At 47.6% G+C, this 21,187-nt stretch carries 17 protein-coding genes; 9 read left to right on the top strand and 8 right to left on the bottom strand.

Features of this window, described 5'->3' with window-relative positions; genetic code table 11:
* Positions 1-39: 39 nt before the first annotated feature.
* The 5 genes from flgK (at position 40) to KFE96_RS13060 (ending at position 6,776) form a co-directional block, all read left to right on the top strand.
* On the top strand, positions 40-2,151 hold the full coding sequence (gene flgK / locus KFE96_RS13080) for a flagellar hook-associated protein FlgK (RefSeq protein WP_255833001.1): 2,112 nt from the start codon (positions 40-42) through the stop codon (positions 2,149-2,151).
* 11 nt (positions 2,152-2,162) lie between these two features.
* Complete coding sequence (locus KFE96_RS13075; RefSeq protein WP_255833000.1) at positions 2,163-3,095, top strand: flagellin; 933 nt, start codon at positions 2,163-2,165, stop codon at positions 3,093-3,095.
* 62 nt (positions 3,096-3,157) lie between these two features.
* Entirely contained in the window at positions 3,158-3,658 is a 501-nt protein-coding gene (locus KFE96_RS13070; protein ID WP_255832999.1) for a flavin reductase family protein, read from the top strand.
* 259 nt (positions 3,659-3,917) lie between these two features.
* Entirely contained in the window at positions 3,918-5,036 is a 1,119-nt protein-coding gene (locus KFE96_RS13065; RefSeq protein WP_255832998.1) for a DUF2336 domain-containing protein, read from the top strand.
* A gap of 36 nt (positions 5,037-5,072) precedes the next feature.
* Positions 5,073-6,776, top strand: a complete 1,704-nt coding sequence (locus KFE96_RS13060; protein WP_255832997.1) for a PAS domain-containing sensor histidine kinase — start codon at positions 5,073-5,075, stop codon at positions 6,774-6,776.
* Positions 6,777-6,857: 81 nt separating this feature from the next.
* Here the strand turns inward: KFE96_RS13060 and KFE96_RS13055 are convergent, their stop codons facing one another.
* Together KFE96_RS13055 and KFE96_RS13050 are read right to left on the bottom strand one after the other, a co-directional pair.
* Complete coding sequence (locus tag KFE96_RS13055) at positions 6,858-7,640, bottom strand: CPBP family intramembrane glutamic endopeptidase (RefSeq protein ID WP_255832996.1); 783 nt, start codon at positions 7,638-7,640, stop codon at positions 6,858-6,860.
* Positions 7,641-7,735: 95 nt separating this feature from the next.
* Positions 7,736-8,494, bottom strand: a complete 759-nt coding sequence (locus KFE96_RS13050; protein ID WP_255832995.1) for an NAD kinase — start codon at positions 8,492-8,494, stop codon at positions 7,736-7,738.
* 235 nt (positions 8,495-8,729) lie between these two features.
* Between KFE96_RS13050 and KFE96_RS13045 the strand changes: the two genes are divergently transcribed.
* Positions 8,730-9,344, top strand: coding sequence for a M15 family metallopeptidase (locus KFE96_RS13045; RefSeq protein ID WP_255832994.1), 615 nt, complete (start codon positions 8,730-8,732; stop codon positions 9,342-9,344).
* A 6-nt stretch (positions 9,345-9,350) separates the two neighbouring features.
* Here the strand turns inward: KFE96_RS13045 and moaA are convergent, their stop codons facing one another.
* Positions 9,351-10,379: a GTP 3',8-cyclase MoaA gene (gene moaA, locus KFE96_RS13040; RefSeq protein WP_255832993.1), complete on the bottom strand. Its 1,029-nt coding sequence runs from the start codon at positions 10,377-10,379 to the stop codon at positions 9,351-9,353.
* A 59-nt stretch (positions 10,380-10,438) separates the two neighbouring features.
* Positions 10,439-10,768 (bottom strand): hypothetical protein, encoded by a 330-nt coding sequence (locus KFE96_RS13035; RefSeq protein ID WP_255832992.1) that lies wholly within the window; start codon positions 10,766-10,768, stop codon positions 10,439-10,441.
* Positions 10,769-10,896: 128 nt separating this feature from the next.
* Between KFE96_RS13035 and KFE96_RS13030 the strand changes: the two genes are divergently transcribed.
* Positions 10,897-11,532 (top strand): DsbA family oxidoreductase, encoded by a 636-nt coding sequence (locus KFE96_RS13030; protein ID WP_255832991.1) that lies wholly within the window; start codon positions 10,897-10,899, stop codon positions 11,530-11,532.
* Positions 11,533-11,659: 127 nt separating this feature from the next.
* Here the strand turns inward: KFE96_RS13030 and KFE96_RS13025 are convergent, their stop codons facing one another.
* The 3 genes from KFE96_RS13025 to KFE96_RS13015 all read right to left on the bottom strand — a co-directional run bounded on the left by KFE96_RS13025 (position 11,660) and on the right by KFE96_RS13015 (position 16,237).
* Complete coding sequence (locus KFE96_RS13025; protein WP_255832990.1) at positions 11,660-12,208, bottom strand: outer membrane protein; 549 nt, start codon at positions 12,206-12,208, stop codon at positions 11,660-11,662.
* A 197-nt stretch (positions 12,209-12,405) separates the two neighbouring features.
* Positions 12,406-15,900: a transcription-repair coupling factor gene (mfd, locus tag KFE96_RS13020; protein ID WP_255832989.1), complete on the bottom strand. Its 3,495-nt coding sequence runs from the start codon at positions 15,898-15,900 to the stop codon at positions 12,406-12,408.
* A 34-nt stretch (positions 15,901-15,934) separates the two neighbouring features.
* Entirely contained in the window at positions 15,935-16,237 is a 303-nt protein-coding gene (locus KFE96_RS13015; protein ID WP_255832988.1) for a succinate dehydrogenase assembly factor 2, read from the bottom strand.
* 97 nt (positions 16,238-16,334) lie between these two features.
* Between KFE96_RS13015 and recG the strand changes: the two genes are divergently transcribed.
* Together recG and KFE96_RS13005 are read left to right on the top strand one after the other, a co-directional pair.
* A complete protein-coding gene (gene recG, locus KFE96_RS13010) occupies positions 16,335-18,419 on the top strand; it encodes an ATP-dependent DNA helicase RecG (protein WP_255832987.1) in 2,085 nt (694 codons plus the stop codon).
* Positions 18,420-18,495: 76 nt separating this feature from the next.
* Positions 18,496-20,028, top strand: coding sequence for an acyl-CoA carboxylase subunit beta (locus KFE96_RS13005; RefSeq protein WP_255832986.1), 1,533 nt, complete (start codon positions 18,496-18,498; stop codon positions 20,026-20,028).
* Here the strand turns inward: KFE96_RS13005 and KFE96_RS13000 are convergent.
* Positions 20,025-21,158 (bottom strand): hypothetical protein, encoded by a 1,134-nt coding sequence (locus KFE96_RS13000; protein WP_255832985.1) that lies wholly within the window; start codon positions 21,156-21,158, stop codon positions 20,025-20,027. The genes KFE96_RS13005 and KFE96_RS13000 overlap by 4 nt on opposite strands.
* Positions 21,159-21,187: the final 29 nt, after the last annotated feature.

Here is a 21,187-nt window from a genome sequence, read left to right as displayed (position 1 = left end):
ACAATCTGCCGCCTTTGCTGAATGTGAAGGAGAGATTTCATGAGCTTAAACGGTATCATCTCTACCTCGTTAACTGGTTTGTTCGCGAACCAGGCAGCATTGAAGGCGACATCTAATAATATTACGAACGTAAATACTCCCGGTTTTAACCGTGGGCAGGTGCAGCTTGAATCTCGTGTAAATAGCGGTCAAAGCTCGGGCGTGGACGTAAATGTTACTCGAGTGGTAGATGAATTTCTGGAAACAGCACTGAGAACTGCCACTTCAAATACATCTGAGTTTTCCGTTCAGAGCCAGTACCATGACCGTCTGCAAGGTATTCTCGGGGATCCAGCATCTGAATCATCGCTGTCGGCACGTATTGAAGATGTATTTTCATCGGTTGCTGATTTAGCGCTTAATCCCGCCGATGTATTACGTCGTCAGCAGACGATTTCTGAATTACAGAGTTTTCTTGATCAGTCGACAGCCATTGCGGAAGAAATCCAAAATCTAAGAAGTGATGCCAGTCAACAGCTCTCGGAAGATGTTGATAACATCAATGAACTGCTTCGTGAAATCCACGCAATTAACCCGCTTATTGCATCTCAGCAGGCACTTGGTGGTGATAGTTCAGGCTTGGAAGGTCAGCTATCCCAAGCGCTTAAAAGTCTTTCGGAGATGATTGATATCAGAGTTGATAGGCAGCCCAATGGTGCTGTCGTTGTAGCATCTGGTGATGGTTACCCTCTGGTAGACACAGGGCTTAATCAGCTTTCTTATAACCCTCCAGGTATTGTTAGTTCGGGTACAACTTTCCCTACTATCAATGTGCAGCGGGTGGACCCTGAAACGCTAGATCCTATCGCATCTGTGGTGGATTATACACCACATATCAAGAGTGGTGCGGTAAAAGGGGTACTTGATCTTCGTGATAAACAGCTACCAGATTTAGCTGATACACTTGGCGAGCTTTCGGGTAGGGTTGCTGATGAATTTAACGCAATACAGAACAGGTTCTCTGCTGTTCCTGCGCCTAATTCATTTACAGGGAAGGCTACCATTGTTGACGGTGGCCATCCAACTGGATTTACGGGGATTGTTACCTTTGCCGCTGTTGATGCCAATAACCAGCTTGTTGCATCAACAACAGTTGATTTTGATAGCGCACCGCCGGCTGATTTTAATGCCTTGATTACTCAGGTGAACACTGGTCTCGGAGGTGCTGCAACGCTCGCATTGAATGATGGTGTTCTAAGTTTTAACGGAGCTGGATCCAATGGTGTTGTGATTGCAGATGATGCTACAACGCCGTCGGACAGGGCTGGTCGTGGTTTTAGCCATTTCTTTGGTTTGAATGATCTAATCATTGCAGACCAGCCAGGTGTTTATGAAACAGGTCTGACAGGTGCAGAGGATCATAACCTTGTAGCTGGCGGAACGATTGATTTTCGTGTAACTGATGGTAACTCGCGTGAACTAACAACTATTTCGGTGCCTGTTACCGGTACATCCTATAATGATTTCATAACAGCGCTTAGCGATCCGACATCAGGATTAGGCAATTTCTATACATTCTCTCTTGATAGTAATGGCGCATTAGTTACAACGCCTGTGAACCCAAACCAGAATATCGAGTTTGAAATTACAAGTGATACAACTCAGATAGGCAACTCCGGCCTCAGTTTTTCACATGCTTTTGGTATCGATGAAGACAGCCGCGCAGATGCCGCCATTGGCCTTCAGGTAAAAGATGAAATTCAAAGTAATCCAATGCTTCTATCGCTTGGTGTGTTTGATGTATCAGGTTCAGTTGGGGATGTAGTTCTCACAAGTGGTGATCAACGGGGTGCCCTTGCATTCCAGAATATTGAAAACAAGCTGGTATCATTTGAGAGTGCTGGTGAGCTGACTGAAGCTTCTGTAACTTTATCTCAATATGTCGCACGTTTTCTAGGTAACGCTGGCCTTCAAGCCGCGCGCGCCAGCAATTTTGAAGAAGATAATCTGGCTCTGCAAAATGAGATCAGTACCCGGAATTCCAATATTTCCGGTGTGAACATCGATGAAGAGCTGTCGAATTTGATTGTGTATCAGAATGCATATCAGGCAGCAGCGAGAATTCTTTCCAGTGTTCAGGAGCTGTATGACTCGCTCCTGCAGGTGGTATAAGGAGTTAAACAATGGTTGGACGCGTATCCAGTTTTGGTCAACAGCAGCTACTTATTCAGGGGCTACAGCAGAACCAGCGAGATGTTTTTACGGCTCAACGGCAAATTACCACTGGCAAAGAAACGAATGAATATAGAGGATTAGCCGGTGAAACGGGTACAGTGCTTGGCGCCCGTTCTACGCTCTCGAGAGTGGAAACTTACCAGCAAACCATTGACACAGTTGGCGGGAAGTTGGATGCCAACGACGTGCAGCTTGGTGCCGCTATTGAAAGTGTAGAAGGCCTGCTTGATCAAATCAGATTAACGATTGCTAACAATCAGGCTGCTGGTTTTACTGAGCAGTTAGAGACGACATTCTCTTTTGTGGCAAATGGGCTAAATACCAACATTGACGGCACCTTCTTGTTTTCTGGTGCTGAAACAGGGACACAGCCTGTTAATGTTACGAGTATTCAAGATTTTGTAGCGCTTAAGGATGGCGGCGGCACAACTGCTGATGCCTTTGATAATGCTCCTATTGCATTTCAGGCGCGTATTGCAGATGGTGTAGAGCTTGAATTTGGTGTGTTAGCCAGCGAAATTGGTACGGATATTTTCGAACAGATCGAAGCTCTTTACAGGGCAGATCAGACGACCCCTTTTGAAGGTGAGTTAACAGACGCACAGCGTACGTTCCTTTCTGGGCAGATTGCATCTATTGAAGCTGCGATTGATGGCGTACGTCAGCATCAGGTGGATAATGGGCTAGGGCAGGAGCGCATCAAAGTGCTTGATGAGCAGCACAGGGATACAGCTATCTTCCTTGAAACATTTATTGCCGATATCGAAGATGTTGATATTGCAGAAGCTGTAACGCGTCTTAATAATGATCAGGTGGCGCTACAGGCTTCTTATCAGTCAATTGGATCACTTTCTCAGTTATCGCTTCTGAACTTCCTCTAATTAGTTGAAATTCCATTCAGCGTGGCTACATTGGCGTTGGTTGCTGAATGGAGTGTGAGCTGATGACAATTTCCCCGGAAGATTTTCGGCAGGGTATGCGCCGCCTTGGCGGAGCTGTAAATATCGTAACAACCGCACATAATGATGTATTTGCTGGGCTTACCGCAACGGCTGTGACCTCGCTTTCCGCTGAACCTCCACGTTTGTTGGCTTGTATTAACCAAGCTGGCGCGACTTATGAGGCTATATCCAAGGGGCGCTGCCTCAGCGTTAATGTGCTTGGGGCAAAGCATAAAGAGCTTGCAATGAAATTTGCCGGGCTTGATGGCAGCCCGGAAACGGATCGTTTTTCGGAAGGAGAATGGTCTGTAGGGTGTGGAGGGGCGCCTCTGCTTAAAGATGCGCTTGTGAGCTTTGACTGCGTTGTAGATAATATCATGGATGTTGGCAGCCACGGCATTGTTATAGGGCTTATTCAGAATGTGGTTTTGAACGATACCTCTGTTAAAGACCCTTTGTGTTATCTTGACGGCGAATGGACCACGATGGTTCCCGTGGAATAACATTTTTCCTCGATTTTCTCTTTCATATCTCTCTTTTGTAGCCTTTCGGTTAAGGCGGCTAAATCAATATGTTGACTCTCGGAATCTCCGCGAATCGATATCTTGTGTTTGATGTGCGACTCGTGAACTTTCTTAGAGTCGAATCGAATAAAGTGTTGATTCTTTGTTAAGATTCCGTATTCTTAGGCTCAAGATTGGTCAGGCAAATGTACCGAGTCGCATAAAAAATAAGGCCGGACAGCCCTAAGGGAGATGACGGGTGGTCAGTAAAGAACTGCAAGATCTATTGATGCTTGCTCGGGAGAAATCTTCCGATGCACGTAATAGGCTTGTGGAGAATATTACAGACCTCTTCCTTACCGATCATGGGCGCTTAAGTGAACACGAGCGCGCTCTTATGTCGGATATCCTTGGTAAACTTGTTACTCAGGTTGAGAAGGATATCCGCAAAGAGCTGGTAAATGCGCTTACCGTTACCGGTATTGAATTACCAGATATTGTTACCATCCTTGCCAGTGATGAAATCGAGATTGCAAGACCTCTTCTTGAAAAGAGTGTGTTGTTGAAAGATCCTGATCTCATTGAAATTATTCGCATGCGTACAGATGAACACCGGATGGCAATTGCCATGCGTGAAGATGTATCTGAAACCGTAAGTAATGCGCTTGTAGAATACGGGAGCGAGGATGTTGTTGAAATGCTTCTGAATAATCATGACAGCACATTGTCAAAACGCGCTATGGAGTATTTGGTTGCCGAAAGCCGCCGAGTAGATCGTTTTCAAGAGCCACTTCTTGGGCGTACTGATCTTCCGGATGATTTGGCTTACCGCATGTACTGGTGGGTATCTGCAGCTCTGCGGAAACAAATCTTGAATGATTATGCAGTAGACCCAGTGATTTTCGAACAAGCAGTGAAGCGAGCCGCGAATAGCGCCATTATTGATCAAGGTGATGATCAAGGCGCTTATGTACGCGCGCAGCGTCTGGTTCGCAAAATGATGGAAAACGGAGAGCTTACAGTTCAGTTTCTTATCAATGCGCTTAGGCAACAACGTGTAGCAATTTTTGTGGCAGGTATGGCTGAGCTAAGTGGTGTTAATTTCCGTACATCATGGCGTATTTTTTCCGACAAAGGTGGTGAAAGTTTTGCGATTCTTGCCAAGGCTGTTGGCGTGGACCGTAACCAATTCACATCCATATACTTGCTTGTCGTTCAGGCCCGAGAGGGGGGGGCTGTGAAATCCCCTGGGGTTCTAAAAGATATATTGGCACTCTTTGATAAAATTACTGAAGCAAATGCCAAAGGTGCTTTGCAGGTTTGGCAGCGTGATAGTGCCTATCAGGAAGCTATCGAAGAATTAGAAAAAGTGGGGTAGCGAAGCGAGTATGGGGCTCGCTGAGCAGGGAACAAAATGGCGGAAAAACCTTTTCATGATCAGAAGATCGTAGACCTAGCAAACCATAGGGTTGATGCTGCAGATGGTGCTTTTGGTGCATCTATAAAACGCGGGCAGGAACATACCTTAGCGGCGAACGAGCAGGTGATGGACCTGTTGAGCCATATTCTGGTTGATGAAAGCTTGCCATTTTATGTAACCGCGCTCGACGGTACGGTTCTTCAGGTTAATGATTTTTATAAAAAGCTTGATGAAGCGCTTCGGGATGTAAGCTTAGCACCGGGGCAGGTAGAGCATGTTGGTAAATATGCGGTTCCTTCCTTAAAGCCTGTTATTGAAGATGTGCTGGCGAGTGATACAACAGTGCGTTCTGAAGAAGTTGTGCATATTAATGGCCGTGAGCGTGTGTTCCTTGGTCGGCATTCTCCTATTCGTAATGAACGTAAAGAAATTATTGCAGTTGCAGGCACTTACGAAGATGTAACCGTTCAAGTGCGAGGCATAGAAGAGGCGAATAAAACACAGGCGCGCTTTCAGGATTTTGCCCGAGCTAGTTCTGACTGGTTTTTTGAATGTGATGATAATATGCGCATTCGCTCACTCTCTGATCGTTTCACAGCGATTGTGGGGCAACCAGCGAGCTTGTTTGTGGGTTCAAAGTTTGAACAGTTCGGCCGTCTGGGCGAAAACCTTGATGGCCGCATTGACGGGCCTAAGGCTATTCAGTCACGCAAGCCGTTTCGAGAGCAGTTGTTCATTATCAATGAACCAAATGGATCGGAACTGAAGTTCCATCTTTCAGCTGTTCCTGTATTTGACCGGACAACCGGTGATTTCAGTGGTTACCGCGGTGTTGGGATGGATGTTACCAGCCGCTATGAACAGGTTGAAGAAGCGCGAGGCATTCGTGAAAACCTGGAAAGCCTGCTGGCGGAATTAACACGTAAAAATATGGCCCTTGATATCGCAAGCGAACAGGCAACAAGTGCACTACGCGCGAAGAATGAATTCCTTGCTGCTATGAGCCATGAGCTTAGAACGCCACTTAATGCGATTATCGGTTTTGCTGAAGCGTTTGAACAGCAAACCTTTGGAAAGCTTGATGAAGCTTATATTGGTTATGCCAAAGATATCAGGAAATCTGGACAGCACCTTTTGGGGCTTATTAACGATATTCTTGATGTTGCTGTTATTGAAAGCGGTGGTTTATCGCTGAAGATCGATGATCTTTCGCTTGATGTACTTATTGAAAAAGCTGTTCATATGAACATGGAAGCAGCGCGCCAGAAGGGGCTGAATATTGATGCTCTTGAGGTTGTTACAGAGGCTGTTGTACGGGCAGATGATCGCCGCTTGACCCAGATTATGGTGAACCTGCTTTCCAATGCTGTGAAGTTCACGAAAGAAGGTGGCTCAATTGGTATTAGCTTGTCTGAGGATAGCATTAAGAAGCAGGTTGATATTACGGTGTGGGATACTGGTATTGGTATTTCAGCAAGCAACCTGGCGCATGTATTTGAAAAGTTCCATCAGGTGAAAGACCATATTTATTCACGCTCTCAAGAAGGGACCGGCCTTGGCCTTCATATCTCTCGAGAGCTGGCACGTAAAATGGGTGGTGACCTGACAGTTGTTAGTGTGGAGGGCGAGGGGAGCCGTTTCACAGTAACTGTACCACTTGCTGATGGTGTATCTGTCGATGATCTGGACTTTATCTAAGAATTAAAAAAGCCCAAAAGGGCATTCCCTATAAAGGGACGGGAGCAGGCCTCTGTGAGATATCACGGAGGCCTGTTATTTTTATGCTGTTTTAAGGTCAGCCTTTTTAAGGCAGTAGATGCCCGGCAGACCACATGCGATAAATATAATTATTACTGCTACTGCATAGCCGCCAATATCACCTGCGCTTTGTTCATAACCAGGCAGGAAGAAGCTATTAATGCTGCCGCTGGCGTTTATGAGAGTGTGAGCAATGATAGGTATCCAGATATTGCGGGTGTAGGCTGCAATTCCTGCAAAACATATACCGAAGATGGTAGCATAGATAACCTGAGCTACGGTATCCACGAGAGGTGCTTCTGTTAGATTGAGAAAGTGCAGGATCCCGAATATCCCAGCTTGCACCAGTGCTGCTTTAAAGAGCCCTGAACGGGTATCCGCCCAGGCATTAAAAAGCAGGAAGAAACAGAAACTACGTAAAAGTGTTTCTTCAAAAAGGCCAGTTGAGAAATTCCCAAATACCCACCCTGCAATACTCGTGGTGCTGAATTCCAGAACGCTAAATTCAACGGAGGCTAGGTTTAGTAAACAAACAAGCGCCGTTGGGATGATAGCCAGAAGCCAGTACCTGAACTGGCGGTCGGTTGGTTTGGTGAACCATGCATCTCGAAGCCAATTTAGCTTGAATAGTGTGATAATGATGGTGATGGCTATAAAATACCGAAGGATAGCCTTGGTGATATCCTGATCAATTCCCATGTTGCCGAACAGTTTCGGAATAAAAAGCAGAGAGAGGATGGATACGGTGATGCCAGTTACAGAGCTGATCACCGGATGTGATTTTAATGTATGTTTAAGGTTCATTTTCGCTAGTCGTATATATGTTTATGTTATGCAGGCTCATTGCCATACATCTACATATAAGACTTTTATTATTGTTTTGCGATAATTATTTTATGTTAATTGGCAAATTGCTCAGTAAAGATGCGTTCTGCGAGAGTGTGTTCCGCATCAAAGAGAAGGTTCAGCTTGGTTTGCCTGTCTTCTTCAATGATTACGTGGCGTACATCCCGCACTTCATGCATATCTGCCACAGCAGATACAGGGCGTTTCTGTGGTTGATTGATTGTAAGTTCAACAGAAACGTGGTGTGGAAGCAAGGCCCCACGCCAGCGGCGTGGCCTGAAGGCAGAAATTGGAGTAAGTGCCAAAAGATCAGAGCCCAGCGGAATAATGGGACCATGAGCAGAAAGGTTGTAAGCCGTACTGCCCGCAGGGGTGGCGACAAGAACCCCATCGCCAACTAGCTCGGGAAGACGTACCTTACCGTCAATGGCAACACGTATATTCGCTGCTTGCCGTGTTTCCCTAAGAAGGGAAATTTCATTGATTGCAAGATGTTCAATAACTTCACCATCACAGGTGGTTGCCCGCATTTTAAGGGGATGCAAGGTGAACTGATCTGCCTTTGAGATACGGTCGATAAGGTCTTCTTCAGAATATTCATTCATCAGAAAGCCAACTGTTCCTTTATTCATCCCGAAAATTGGTATATCGCGGCCCATAAATGCATGAAGGGTTTGCAGCATAAAACCATCACCACCGAGGGCGATAATAACGTCAGCCTCACGGGTGCTTACCGCGCGAAACCTGCTACGCAGTGCTTTCGCCGCATTTGTTGCTTCACCAAACTCGCTCGCAATAATCGCGATTTTCATACATCCAACCCCTTACGAATTGGTCATTACTATAGGTCAAAATCTCTTATGTGCGAGAAGTATTTCCATGCAGAGCAGGAAACAGCGAAGAAAGCTGTTGTGCTTAGCCTTCAGGTACGTATCCTCATACCTCTATGGGGATTTAATCTAAATCAAATTTTGTGTGACCATGGCTAAAACATTTCTATTGATATCGTTTTTTCTCTGTAGCTTAAAGCTATCTGCCCAAGAGCAGATGCCCAATGGTTTTGTAGACATAAGTAATGCAGTTCCAACTATTCAGGTGGAAGCGCGTTATGCAGGTTTTGATAATTTTGTGGGGCAACCGATAGATGGTTATGATGCGCATAAAGTTATTGTATCTCAAGAAGTTGCTCTAGCATTAAAAGCTGTGCAGGCTGAGTTGGTACCGCAAGGCATGTCGCTTAAAATATATGATGGATACAGGCCACAGCGTGCTGTGGACCATTTTGTAAGGTGGGCGCAGGATGAAAACGATACGCTTAACAAGCATAAATTTTACCCAGCTGTGCCTAAGTCAAAATTGTTTGAGCTTGGTTATATAGCTGCACGTTCTGGGCATAGTAGAGGCGGGTCAGTGGATGTAACTATTGTACAGGTAACTCATGATGTGTGGGTTGATCTGGATATGGGGAGTTCCTGGGACTTATTTGACCCGAAATCACACCCGTCTTCTGATGAGGTGTCTGAAACAGCTCGGCAAAATAGACAAAAACTGGCAAACCTAATGATAAAATATGGGTTTAAACCCTATGCGGAAGAATGGTGGCACTTTACACTGAAAGCTGAGCCGTACCCCGAAACCTATTTTAATTTCCCTATTAAATAGAGAGCTCTAGCCACCGGTCTGGCTCATGTGCCGGCCAACTTTACCAACCATTTTGCCATCTGACATAGCAAAATCATGGGCACGTGGTTTGTTGCCGGTTGCCTTGTTCAGGCATTCAGCCAGAGCATCGTCAGCGTTTCCACCTCTAAGCGCTGCACGCAGGTCAACATGATCATCCTGTCCAAGGCACATGTATATGCGCCCTGTGCAGGTCACTCGCATGCGGTTGCAGCCATCGCAGAAATTGTTGGTAAGTGGTGTAATCAACCCAAGCTTGGTGTTTGTATCATCTACCTTAAAATATCGCGCAGGACCACCAGTATGATAGCTGGAAGGTGCAAGAGTGAACGTTTTCTCCAGGTCATCCTTCACCTTGGAGAGCGGGAGATATGTATCTTCCCGAGCATCGGCAACATCACCGAGGGGCATGGTTTCAATCAGTGTGAGATCAACACCCTTTTCAGTGGCCCATTTGAGAAGAGCTGGAAGCTCATCTTCGTTTTTACCGCGCATGGCAACTGTGTTGATTTTCACACGAAGGCCAGCTTTTATTGCTGCATCAATACCTTTCAAAACTTGCTCAAGCTGATCGCGCCGAGCGGTTTTTTTGAAAGTTTCTCTATCAAGCGTATCAAGTGAAATATTCACTCTGCGTACCCCTGCGTCATAGAGAGCATCAGCCATTAAAGGTAATTGAGTGCCATTGGTGGTGAGAGTTATCTCGTCCAACTCGCCAGCTTTAACCTTGTCGCCAAGTGCTTTAATCAGCCACATAATGTTTTTACGTACGAGGGGCTCACCGCCTGTAAGTCGAATACGCTTCACACCACGTTCGATAAAAGCTTCAGAGACCTTGAGCATTTCTTCCAGTGTCAGCACATCCTGTTTTGGCAAGAAGACCATATCCTCTGCCATACAGTATGTGCACCTCAGGTCACACCTATCTGTTACCGATAGGCGTAAATAGGTGATAACCCGGCCAAATTGATCGGTAAGCCTGTTTGTGCTGTTTGAATTACTTTGAAGTCCTGACATGGCGCTAAAGTGGCGATGAGCATCCGTTTCGTCAAGTCATAGCTGCGTGATTAAAAGAATTACCCTTCATCATCCAACAAAGAGCCGAGAGTTTCATCAATAGCCTGAAAGGCTTTGGCGTTGGCCGCGAAAGATTGTTCTTCGGCTCGTAGATCAGCAAACTGCTGGATAAGAGAACCAACAGAAGCGCCGGAAAGGTTGGCGTTATTAACTGCTTGTGCAGTAGTGGGTGCTTCCGTGCTTGTGTTCTCAGTCGGTGAGCTTTCGACGGCATCCGAAAAAGAAGAGGAGACTGCACTGGTGCTGCTCAGAATATCGCGCGCGATCTCTGTCGCGCGGCGTTCTGCCTGCAGTAACCCATTCTGTGCTGTATTCAGTGCTTTGATCATGAAGTTGTTATCTCACTTTTCCGAGTTTCCATTATATGGTCGCATCTGAAAATCACGTAAAGATTTATGTACAATTTTATGTAATGCGCTATTTGACGTAAAAATACGCATGAAAGATGGAGCGAACGATGCAGCTTGATGTGGTGATAGATGTTGTCTGCCCTTGGTGTTATCTGGGAAAGCGTCAGCTTGATAAAGCAATGGAAATGCGTCCTGGGGTAATAACTGATCTCAGGTATCGTCCTTATCAACTAGGCCCGGATACACCGCCTGAAGGTGTTGACCGTGCGGAATATTATGCGAAGAAATTTGGTGATAGTCCCCAACTGAAAGCAGGGCGTGAGCATCTGCTGAAAGTTGGAGAAACTCTGGGTATTACGTTCGATTTTGAAAGTAAATGCACCATTGGTAATACGCTTGATGCTCACAGACTTATCCGCTGGGCTTACTCGTCAGGGGTGCAGGCTGAAGTGGCGGACCGTATCATGCAGCTCTATTTCGAAGAATGTCAGTTCATTGGTGATCGTGAGCTTTTGGTATCGGTAGCCGTTGAAAAAGGGATGGACGGTACGCTTGTTACTGATCTTTTGGCATCAGATAAAGATATCGCCGAAGTAAAAGGTGAAGTTCAGGCTGCGCAGCAAATGGGTGTTACTGGTGTGCCTATGTTTATCTTTGACAACAAAGCAGGTGTTTCAGGGGCACAGGAAGCAAATGTGCTTGCGGGTGTTATTGATAAATTGCAGGCAGAAAAACGGGCCTAATGAAATGAAGAGACGGCTCCGGGGCAGAGCCGTCTCAAAAGCCCGCAACTAAGCAGAGACATCACTGGGCGTTTGACCATAGGGAACGTCAAACAGGGAATGTGATGAGTTGCGGTGCTCCCTTATTTTAGAATTTGAAGATCAGGCCTGTTTTAGCAGCCCAGCCACTGGTGTCGTTACCATATGTTGTGTAGTCACCGCTCAGGCGCAGGCTTACGTTTTCGTTGATGGCACGTTCATAACCACCACCAAAGCGCCAACCGCCATCGTTAAAGGCATTGTTTTCACCTGTTGGATTGAAGCGAGTTCTTGCATAGCCTGCTTTACCGTAAATAAGGTTAGCACCATCATCACCGAAAGCTGTACCAAGTGTTAGAGATGTGCTCCATTCATACTTGGTTGTGATACCCGCCGCATTGTTATTATAGCCAGTGTCACCAAGTGTACCTTCAAGGCCAACTACAAGGCCGTTATCCATCTGGCTTCTGAAACCAAGGATGCCACCATAATAGAGGCTACGGTCGCGCTTAACGTCACCACTGCGTTTCGTTAAATCAAGTCCGGCTTCAATACCGCCATATAGACCGTCAAATTTTTTGTCGTCGTCAGCTTGTGCCGCGTCCGCTAAACCAAAAGAAACTACTGCTGCTGTCAAAATTGTTTTTGTAAATTTCATTATGTCCTCCTCAGGTACATCTTTGTTGGCCACATAATCGTTCGGCCTCGATGAATTTAAATATCAGGGGGGACTAGGGCAGAGATTGGGACGGAAATTGACGATATAAAGAAAGATTAGGGCAAATTGGGGCATTTTGCTGAACATCTGTTCAGAAATAGAAAAAGCGCCACATAGGCGCCTTATTCCGTGAAATATTATGCCACAGCTATCTGTGATAGCTTCTTGGTAAGTGCTGATACAGTTTTCAGTCGCAGCCCAATCTTATCCATTTTGCTGTAATACACCAGTTTATGGTCAGGTCTTACTTTCGCAGTGTTACCAGTGCCGGAAATGAATTGGATAAGCCCCGCAGGGTTGGCGAATTTATCATCCCTGAAACTGATCACCACACCTTTTGGCCCAGCCTCAAGTTTTTCAATGCCAGCACGTTTTGAATGGCCTTTGATAATCATAATATGCGCGAGTTGTTTCACTTCATTTGGCAGCGGGCCGAAGCGGTCAATCAGTTCAGCACAGTAAGCGTCTATATCCTCGCGGCTATCAAGGTCAGCCAAACGGCGGTAAAGGGCCATTCGCTGTGTAAGGTCGGGCACATAGCTTTCCGGGATCATCACTGTTGCGCCGAGATTAATGGTTGGTGACCACTCGGTGTCTTCAAATTCTTCGCCGCCACCAGCACGTGCTTCTGCAACAGCTTCTTCAAGCATTTTCTGGTAAAGCTCTACGCCCACTTCTTTTACGTGGCCTGATTGCTGGTCCCCGAGCAAATTACCAGCACCGCGAATATCCATGTCGTGACTCGCGATGGTGAAACCAGCGCCAAGTGTATCAAGTGTAGAAAGTACCTGAAGGCGCTTATCCGCGCTGTCAGTAAGCTTTCTGCCTGCTTTGGTGGTTAGGTATGCGTAAGCGCGGGTTTTAGAGCGACCCACACGACCACGCAGCTGGTAAAGTTGTGCAAGACCAAACATGTCAGCACGGTGCACCACCATTGTGTTGGCGGTGGGAATATCAATGCCAGATTCAATGATTGTAGTACTGAGAAGCACATCGTAACGCCCTTCATAGAAGGCAGTCATCACGTCCTCCATTGTGGAAGGTGTCATTTGCCCATGGGCAACGATGAACTTAATCTCTGGCACGTAGTCTCTAAGGAACTGTGCGATCTCTTCAAGGTCGCTGATACGCGGGCACACATAGAAACTTTGTCCACCACGGTAATGTTCCCTCAGAAGTGCTTCTCGGATTACGACCTGATCAAACGGTGTTACGAACGTACGAACAGCCAATCGGTCAACAGGTGGTGTGGCAATGATCGATAGATCGCGAATGCCAGACATTGCCATTTGTAGCGTACGAGGTATTGGAGTTGCGGTAAGTGTTAGCACATGTACGTTGGTTTTCAGCTCTTTGAGCTTTTCTTTGTGGCCCACCCCGAAATGCTGTTCTTCATCAACAATCAGAAGTCCAAGGTCCCGGAATTCAACACCTTTCGCGAGAAGGGCATGTGTACCGATTACAATATCAATCGTACCGTTCCGCATTTCATCTTTGGTCGCTTTGACATTTTTTGAACTAACGAGGCGCGAGAGCTGACCGATTCGGATAGGAAGGCCTTTAAAGCGTTCTGTGAAATTAAGAAAATGCTGGCGTGCGAGTAAGGTGGTTGGTGCAACCACGGCCACCTGGTGTCCTGCCATCACGGCAAGGAAGGCAGCCCTGAGAGCAACTTCTGTTTTACCGAAGCCCACATCACCACACACAAGGCGGTCCATTGGTCTGCCGGAGGCTAGATCAGCGGCTACATCACCAATGGCACGAAGCTGATCATCGGTTTCTGTATATGGGAAGCGGGAACAGAATTCTTCGTAAATTCCCTCTGGTGTTGGAATACGCTGGCCTTCACGCATTTCCCGCTGCGCAGCAAGCTTAATAAGCTGCTCGGCTGCCAAGCGGATGCGTTCCTTCATTTTGGCTTTGCGGGCCTGCCACGCTACACCGCCAAGCTTATCCAGTTGCCCGCCAGATTCTTCACTACCGAAGCGAGAGAGAATTTCAATGTTTTCTACAGGTACGTAAAGTTTATCGCCGCCATGATAGCTTAGAAGAAGGCAATCATGCGCTGCGCCTGAAACCTGAACTGTCTCCAGCCCCTCAAACTTACCAATACCGTGGCTTGTGTGAACCACCAAATCACCGGGATTAAGGGCAGAAGCTTCTTTGAGGAAGTTATCAGCACGCTTGTTCTTGCGAGATTTACGAACAAGGCGATCACCCAGTACATCCTGCTCTGAAATAATGGCAAGATCGCCGGTTTCAAAGCCCGTTTCGAGCGGTAGTACGGTAACAGCGATACCTACCTTATTGGCTGTGCGAATATCTTCCCATGTGTCGGCGATGCCAACGGGGGATAGATCGTGGTCTTCAAGCACTGTTTTCATACGGTCTGCGGAACCAGCCGAATAACAGGCGAACACAACACGCTTGTCAGCTTTTCTAAGGTCTACAACATGGTCGCGTACGGCATCATAAACGTTGATTTCTTTGTTGTTGCGTTCGGGGCCAAAATTGCGGCCTGCTTTTGCGCTATAATCTACAACATCAATATTTTCTGGCTCAGTGAAGGGGGAAAGACGGCGAACGTTCTGTTCTTCCAGTGCGCTTTTCCATTCATCCTCGCTCAGATAAAGGCTGACAACCGGAACAGGCTTATAGGGCGGTGTGGATGTATCCTTATTGCTTTGCTGGATTTCCCACGCCTCTTTCCGTGCGCCGAAATAATCTTCTAGGGCGGTAAAGCGTTCACCAGCGGCTTCATCCGCTTGGTGGTCAAGAGATAGAACCGGATTATCAATATAATCAAACAAGGTTTCCATACCGTCATGAAAGAACGGTAACCAATGTTCTGCGCCTTGGTGCTTACGGCCTTCACTGATTGCTTCATAAAGCAGATCTTCACCTTTGGCGGGGCCGAACGTATTTACATAATTCCGGCGGAAGCGCGTGATGCCTTCTTCAGATAGGGAAAATTCGCTGGCAGGCTTCAGGTGCAAGATTTTTGATTTGCCCGTGGTGCGCTGATCAAGCGGATCAAAACGGCGAATGGTATCCAGTTCGTCTCCGAAGAAATCCAGCCTGATTGGTTCTTTGTATGCCGGCGGATAAATATCAATCAAACCGCCGCGCACAGCAAATTCGCCCGGTTCCATCACCTGGCTTGAACGATTATAGCCGTTTGATGCCAGAAAATCTGTGAGCGCGGCCATATCAACCGTATCGCCCGGTTCTGCATGGAAGGTAGCTTCCTTCACCGCCTTCATCGGAGCAACACGCTGAAGGATGGCATTCACAGTAGTTAGAACAAGCCTTGGCGCTTTTAGCCGTTTCACTGAAAGGCGCGAAAGAGCTGCCATACGCTTGGAAACAATATCAGGCTGCGGGCTTACCCGGTCATAAGGCAAACAGTCCCATGCTGGAAAATCGATAACATCAAGAGAAGGGGCAAAGAACTTTACAGCGCCCTTGAGGTTCGCAAGCCTGCTGTCATCCCGCGCAATATGCAGGAGAGGGCGTTTGCTATCTGCAAAAGCACGCTCGCAGGCGGTGGCAAGCAGCATGGCGTCATAGCCGCTTGGCACGCTAGAAGCTGTTAAAGGTAAATCTTCGCTGACAAATTTATCGAAAAGCATGGTTTGTTATTATTCTTAAAGAAAAGGGAAGTGCTTATTTGGCTTTCAATGTCATAAAATCAAGCTTCTGGATGCGAGCCATCATTTCATCATCGAATTTTTCAGGCACATTTTCACCATTTGTAACCCAGCCAAGGATTTCCTGATCATTTTCCTCAAATAAGCTTTCGAACCAAATGATGTCTTCGAGCGTGAAACCCTTAATATTAGCTTCCACGAAATTCCCAAAAATCAGATCAAGCTCTTTGATGCCGCGGTGCCATGCCCGGAATAAAAGGCGGCGCTTGCGGTCTTCAAGGTTGATTTCCTTGTGTGGGTTATATGTCAGATCAGTCATTTTTACTTGGCCCTTAAAGCTACCCATTGGCGGGGCGCACACCATAAGCTATGGTCACACATCATTAAAGGGGATTCTTCGAAGTTGATGAGGGTTTATGCGTCCTGCACTGTTAAATGAGTATTTTGCGGATATTGAACGTTTGCCGGGGATTGGGCCGCGCAGCAAGCTGGCGTTTGAACGGTTAGCAGGCGGGCGCACTGTTGACCTTCTGTTTCATATGCCTTCGGGCCTTGTTGATAGGCAGTACCGGCCCAAAGTGGCAGAAGCTGCACCGGGTTCCCTTGTTACGCTTGAGGTAACGGTTCATGAACACCGGCCCGGGCCAAACCGCAGGGTACCATACCGCGTAGTGTGTAGTGATGATACGGCAGAGCTAACACTCGTGTTCTTTAACCCTCGTGCTGATTGGTTGAAGAAGCAGTTGCCTGAAGGTGAGAAACGGATCATCAGCGGCAAGCTGGAGCATTATAACGGCAAAGCGCAAATCACTCATCCTGATTATATGGTGGACCCGAGCAGCCCAGAGGATATGCCACTTCTTGAAACCATCTATCCGCTTACGGCTGGTGTTTCAGGGAAAGTGTTAAGGAAAGCGATCGCGGGTGCGGTGGCAAGTGTGCCTGAACTTCCTGAATGGCATGATGAAAGCCTTATGAAGCGTGAAGACTGGCCTGATTTTATGACAGCGCTCGAGCGTATGCATAAACCCGAGCACGCAGATGATCTGGAACCATCCAGTGATTTTAAGCGCCGATTGGCAGCCGATGAACTGCTTGCTACTCAGCTCGCGCTTGCCATTGTGCGGGAACGTACCCGCAAGAAACGAGGCCGTGTGCTGAAGGGCGACGGTAGTATCCGTAAGAAACTGTTTGAGGTGCTGCCCTATGAACTAACGGGGGATCAGCAAAAAGCCCTGTCTGAGATTATCCATGATCTGGAAAGTGAACGTGCCATGCTCCGGCTCGTGCAGGGGGATGTAGGCAGCGGTAAAACCGTTGTGGCGCTACTTGCGATGGCCGCGGCCACAGAAGCGGGTGTGCAGTCTGCCATATTAGCGCCAACAGAAATCCTCGCGAACCAGCACTTAGAAACGATCAGTGAGTTCGCTGATAAAGTGGGACTAAAAATTGCTCTGCTTACGGGCCGGGTGAAAGGCAAACCGAGAAAAGCACTTCTCGAAGCGCTTGCGAACGGTGAGATTGATATCCTTATCGGCACCCATGCTATCATTCAGGATGATGTCGTGTTTAAGGATTTGGGGCTCGCGATTATTGATGAACAGCACAGGTTTGGCGTGCAGCAGCGCCTTGCTTTGGCTGCAAAAGCAGAACGCGGAGTTGATGTGCTGGGTATGACGGCAACCCCGATACCGCGCACACTTACGCTTACAGCATATGGTGATATGGATACCTCGCTTATACGAGAAAAACCGCCAGGCCGTTTGCCCGTGGATACGCGTGTGGTCTCTCTCGACCGTATTGGTGACGTGGCCGCAGGTATTCAGCGCGCGGTGGCAAGTGGTGCGCGCGCATACTGGGTGTGCCCGCTTGTGGAAGAAAGCGAACAGCTTGATCTCGCTGCCGCGGAAGATCGCTTTGAAAGCCTTAAACAGATGTTTGGGGAGCGTGTTGGCCTTGTGCACGGTAAAATGAAAGGCGCAGAAAAAGATGAGGTTATGGGCCGTTTCCAGCGGGGCGAGCTAAGGGTGCTTGTTTCCACTACGGTAATTGAAGTGGGCGTGAATGTGCCTGAAGCCACAATTATGGTGATTGAGCACGCGGAGCGTTTTGGTCTTGCACAGCTTCACCAGCTTCGGGGCCGAGTTGGGCGTGGTAGCGGTAAATCAAGCTGTATCCTTTTGCGCACGAACCAGATTGGTGAAGTAGCAAGCAGCCGCTTGCGGATTATGCGCGAAACTGAAGATGGTTTCTTGATCGCGGAAGAGGATTTGAAGTTGCGTGGCGGCGGCGAAATTCTTGGTACCAAACAGAGTGGCCTGCCAGAATTTAAAATGGTGGATTTCACCGAGCATGCCGATTTGATTGAACTAGCCCGCGACGACGCGCGCTTGATTATCAATAAAGACCCCGAGCTTAAAGGCAAACGCAGCGATGCACTGAGGCACCTTCTGTATCTTTTTGAGCGCGATGAAGGTGTGCGTTTGATGGGATCTGGTTAACCCTCGTTATTGACTAATCTTTTCCTGATCTATTTCATACCTTAAGATAAGAATCCAGAAGTGTTAAGGGACTATTATGGCGTGGGAAAAAGAGCTGGCTGAAAAGCGTAAGCGCGAAGAATTAGCTGAAAAAATGGGCGGAGAAGAAAAGGTCGCTCGTCAGCACGCACGCGGCAAGCTTGATGTACGTGAACGCCTGCGTCTTATGGCTGACCCCGGCAGTTTCCGTGAAATTGGTAAGCTTGCGGGCAAGGGCCATTATGGCGCGGATGGTGATTTGGAAGATTTCACGCCCGCTAATTTCCTGTTTGGTAAAGCAAAAGTAGAAGGCAGGCATACGGTCCTTGCAGCCGATGACTTTACAGTGCGTGGCGGTGCGGCTGATGCTGCAATCTGGCGTAAGGCTATGCTTGCTGAACAGATGGCGCACGAATGGAAGCTTCCCCTTATCAGATTGATTGACGGCACCGGTGGTGGTGGCTCTGTGAAAATGCTTGAAGATATGGGGCTCACATATGTGCCGTATCTGCCGGGCTGGGAACATGTGGTGAAAAACCTGGATACAGTGCCTGTGGTATCCTTGGCGCTGGGTTCTGTTGCAGGCCTTGGGGCTGCACGCGTTGTAGCGAGCCACTATAGTGTAATGGTGCGCGGCATGAGCCATATGTTTACCGCTGGTCCCGCGGTTGTGGCGGCTATCGGTGAAAAGCACGATAAAGAGGCGCTTGGCGGTGCTGATATTCATGCGCGGAACGGTGCGGTGGATGATGTGGTTGAAAGCGAGAAAGAAGCGTTTGAAGCAGCTCGAAAATTTCTTTCCTACTTGCCGCAAGCAGCAGGCAGGCCTGCGCCGCGCGGTGATACATCAGATGGTGTAGAACGCCGTGATGAAGCTCTCCTTGATGCAGTACCAGAAGACAGGCGCGCTGCATACAGCATGCGTAAAATCCTCGAAAGTGTTTTTGACCGTGAAAGTGTGTTTGAAATTGGCAAAATGTGGGGGCAATCGGCCATCACAGCGCTTGCGCGGCTGGACGGTTGGCCTGTTGCTGTACTTGCTTCTAATCCATCCTTTATGGGCGGAAGTTGGTCCGCGGATGCTGCGCGCAAGATTGAGCGCTTTGTAAAACTAGCCAACACTTTCGGCCTACCTGTTGTGCATCTGGTGGATAATCCCGGCTTTATGATCGGTCTTGACGCCGAAAAGGCGGCAACTATCCGCCACGGCGTTGATGCACTAAACGGTATTTATAACTCGAAGGTGCCTTGGGCGACGGTGATTATCAGAAAAGCATACGGCGTTGCAGGCGCGGCTATGAACAACCATACCGATTTCCAGTATAGGTTTGCTTGGCCATCAGGGGATTGGGGCAGCTTGCCGCTCGAAGGTGGTATCGAAGTGGCTTATAAATCCGAGCTTGAAAAAGCAAAAGATCCGACAGCGCATTTGGCAACGATCAAAGAACGTCTCGATAAGGTACGCAGCCCGTTCAGAACCGCGGAAGCCTTTATGGTTGAGGATGTAATCGATCCGCGCGAGACAAGACCACTGTTATGTGAATTCGCTAATCTCGCACAGGAACGTATGTTTGGTGAGAAGCGGAACTAAATCTGCTTCTCATAAACTCGGTAGGTTTTGTAAACCTTACAGCCGATTTCTAGAAGAATGCTGTTCATGCCGTCGTTGTCTTCGAGAATCCAACCAAGTTCGCCAAAGTAAGCACCACGTTTTTCTACGTGCTGACGGCTTACATCAATCATCCACATAGACATTGCAGCCCCAAGCGGGCCTTTCTGGAACTTTTTTCGAACACCCATAAGCGGCACACGGCAGCGGTCTTCCTTGCCGTTAAACATGCGGTATAGCAGTTTGAAAATACCTGTTGGTAACAGGTTACCATTCAGATCACGCAGTTTATGGTTCACGTCTGGGATCGTAAGCATGAAAGCAACAGGTTCGCCATCATATTCGCAAATATAGGTGCGGTATGCTTTTACCACCGGTTTCAGGTTCGCGGCTGCATGTTTTGCTTCAGCATCGGTGAATTTCACGTATCCCCAGTTCTCAGACCATGCTTCATTGAAAATGTCCATGATAATGGCGAGTTCATTTTCAAAATCTTTCATGTCGATCGGGCGCATGGTAACGCGTTTGTTTTTTTCTGCCATCTTCACGATGCGCATAGCGCGGTCCGGCATCGGATTACGAAGATCGATAGAGTAGGCAAACATATCTTTAGCTTTTTCAAAACTGTGATCTGTAAGCCAGCCGTTATATTGTGGGCGACCGTGCGGCATCATAATGCAGGGCGGTGTATCAAAGCCTTCAACCAGCGTACCTACTTCTTCGTTAGCAGAGAATGACCAGGGACCTTGCATGCGTTCCATGCCTTTATCCTTAAGCCAAGCTTCGGCTGCTTGAAGTACAGCGTTTGCTGCTTCTTCATCTGTCGCTTCAAAGAAACCAAAATGGCCTAAGTTTGGACCCCACTGCTTTTGGGCAAGTTCATCTATTTGAGCTGAAATACGGGCTACTGGTTTACCATCACGTTCCGCAAGGAACAGGGCAACTTGAGCATGCTCATAATATGGGTTTTTATCTGCACGCAATACATCCATACGTTCAATGGTAAGCGGCTGAATCCAGTTTGGATCATCTTTATAGATTTCGCGGGTCAGGTTGATGAATTTCTTCAGGTCAGCTTTTTCACTAATCTGTCTTACTGTAACACCTGTCACGATCTGATCCTTCAATTGAATAAACCTAT

Origin of the sequence: Kordiimonas sp. SCSIO 12603 (assembly GCF_024398035.1) — a bacterium.
GTDB lineage: Bacteria > Pseudomonadota > Alphaproteobacteria > Sphingomonadales > Kordiimonadaceae > Kordiimonas.
Note: the sequence above shows the minus strand (reverse complement) of the source record. Positions and strands in the feature narration are given on the sequence as shown.

What these genes read in the sequence shown, in the direction of transcription:
- flgK (WP_255833001.1), top strand. Translation starts at nt 40, where the DNA reads ATGAGCTTAAACGGTATCATCTCTACCTCGTTAACTGGTTTGTTCGCG.
- KFE96_RS13075 (WP_255833000.1), top strand. Translation starts at nt 2,163, where the DNA reads ATGGTTGGACGCGTATCCAGTTTTGGTCAACAGCAGCTACTTATTCAG.
- KFE96_RS13070 (WP_255832999.1), top strand. Translation starts at nt 3,158, where the DNA reads ATGACAATTTCCCCGGAAGATTTTCGGCAGGGTATGCGCCGCCTTGGC.
- KFE96_RS13060 (WP_255832997.1), top strand. Translation starts at nt 5,073, where the DNA reads ATGGCGGAAAAACCTTTTCATGATCAGAAGATCGTAGACCTAGCAAAC.
- KFE96_RS13055 (WP_255832996.1), bottom strand. Translation starts at nt 7,640, where the DNA reads ATGAACCTTAAACATACATTAAAATCACATCCGGTGATCAGCTCTGTA.
- KFE96_RS13050 (WP_255832995.1), bottom strand. Translation starts at nt 8,494, where the DNA reads ATGAAAATCGCGATTATTGCGAGCGAGTTTGGTGAAGCAACAAATGCG.
- KFE96_RS13045 (WP_255832994.1), top strand. Translation starts at nt 8,730, where the DNA reads ATGCCCAATGGTTTTGTAGACATAAGTAATGCAGTTCCAACTATTCAG.
- moaA (WP_255832993.1), bottom strand. Translation starts at nt 10,379, where the DNA reads ATGTCAGGACTTCAAAGTAATTCAAACAGCACAAACAGGCTTACCGAT.
- KFE96_RS13035 (WP_255832992.1), bottom strand. Translation starts at nt 10,768, where the DNA reads ATGATCAAAGCACTGAATACAGCACAGAATGGGTTACTGCAGGCAGAA.
- KFE96_RS13030 (WP_255832991.1), top strand. Translation starts at nt 10,897, where the DNA reads ATGCAGCTTGATGTGGTGATAGATGTTGTCTGCCCTTGGTGTTATCTG.
- KFE96_RS13025 (WP_255832990.1), bottom strand. Translation starts at nt 12,208, where the DNA reads ATGAAATTTACAAAAACAATTTTGACAGCAGCAGTAGTTTCTTTTGGT.
- mfd (WP_255832989.1), bottom strand. Translation starts at nt 15,900, where the DNA reads ATGCTTTTCGATAAATTTGTCAGCGAAGATTTACCTTTAACAGCTTCT.
- KFE96_RS13015 (WP_255832988.1), bottom strand. Translation starts at nt 16,237, where the DNA reads ATGACTGATCTGACATATAACCCACACAAGGAAATCAACCTTGAAGAC.
- recG (WP_255832987.1), top strand. Translation starts at nt 16,335, where the DNA reads ATGCGTCCTGCACTGTTAAATGAGTATTTTGCGGATATTGAACGTTTG.
- KFE96_RS13005 (WP_255832986.1), top strand. Translation starts at nt 18,496, where the DNA reads ATGGCGTGGGAAAAAGAGCTGGCTGAAAAGCGTAAGCGCGAAGAATTA.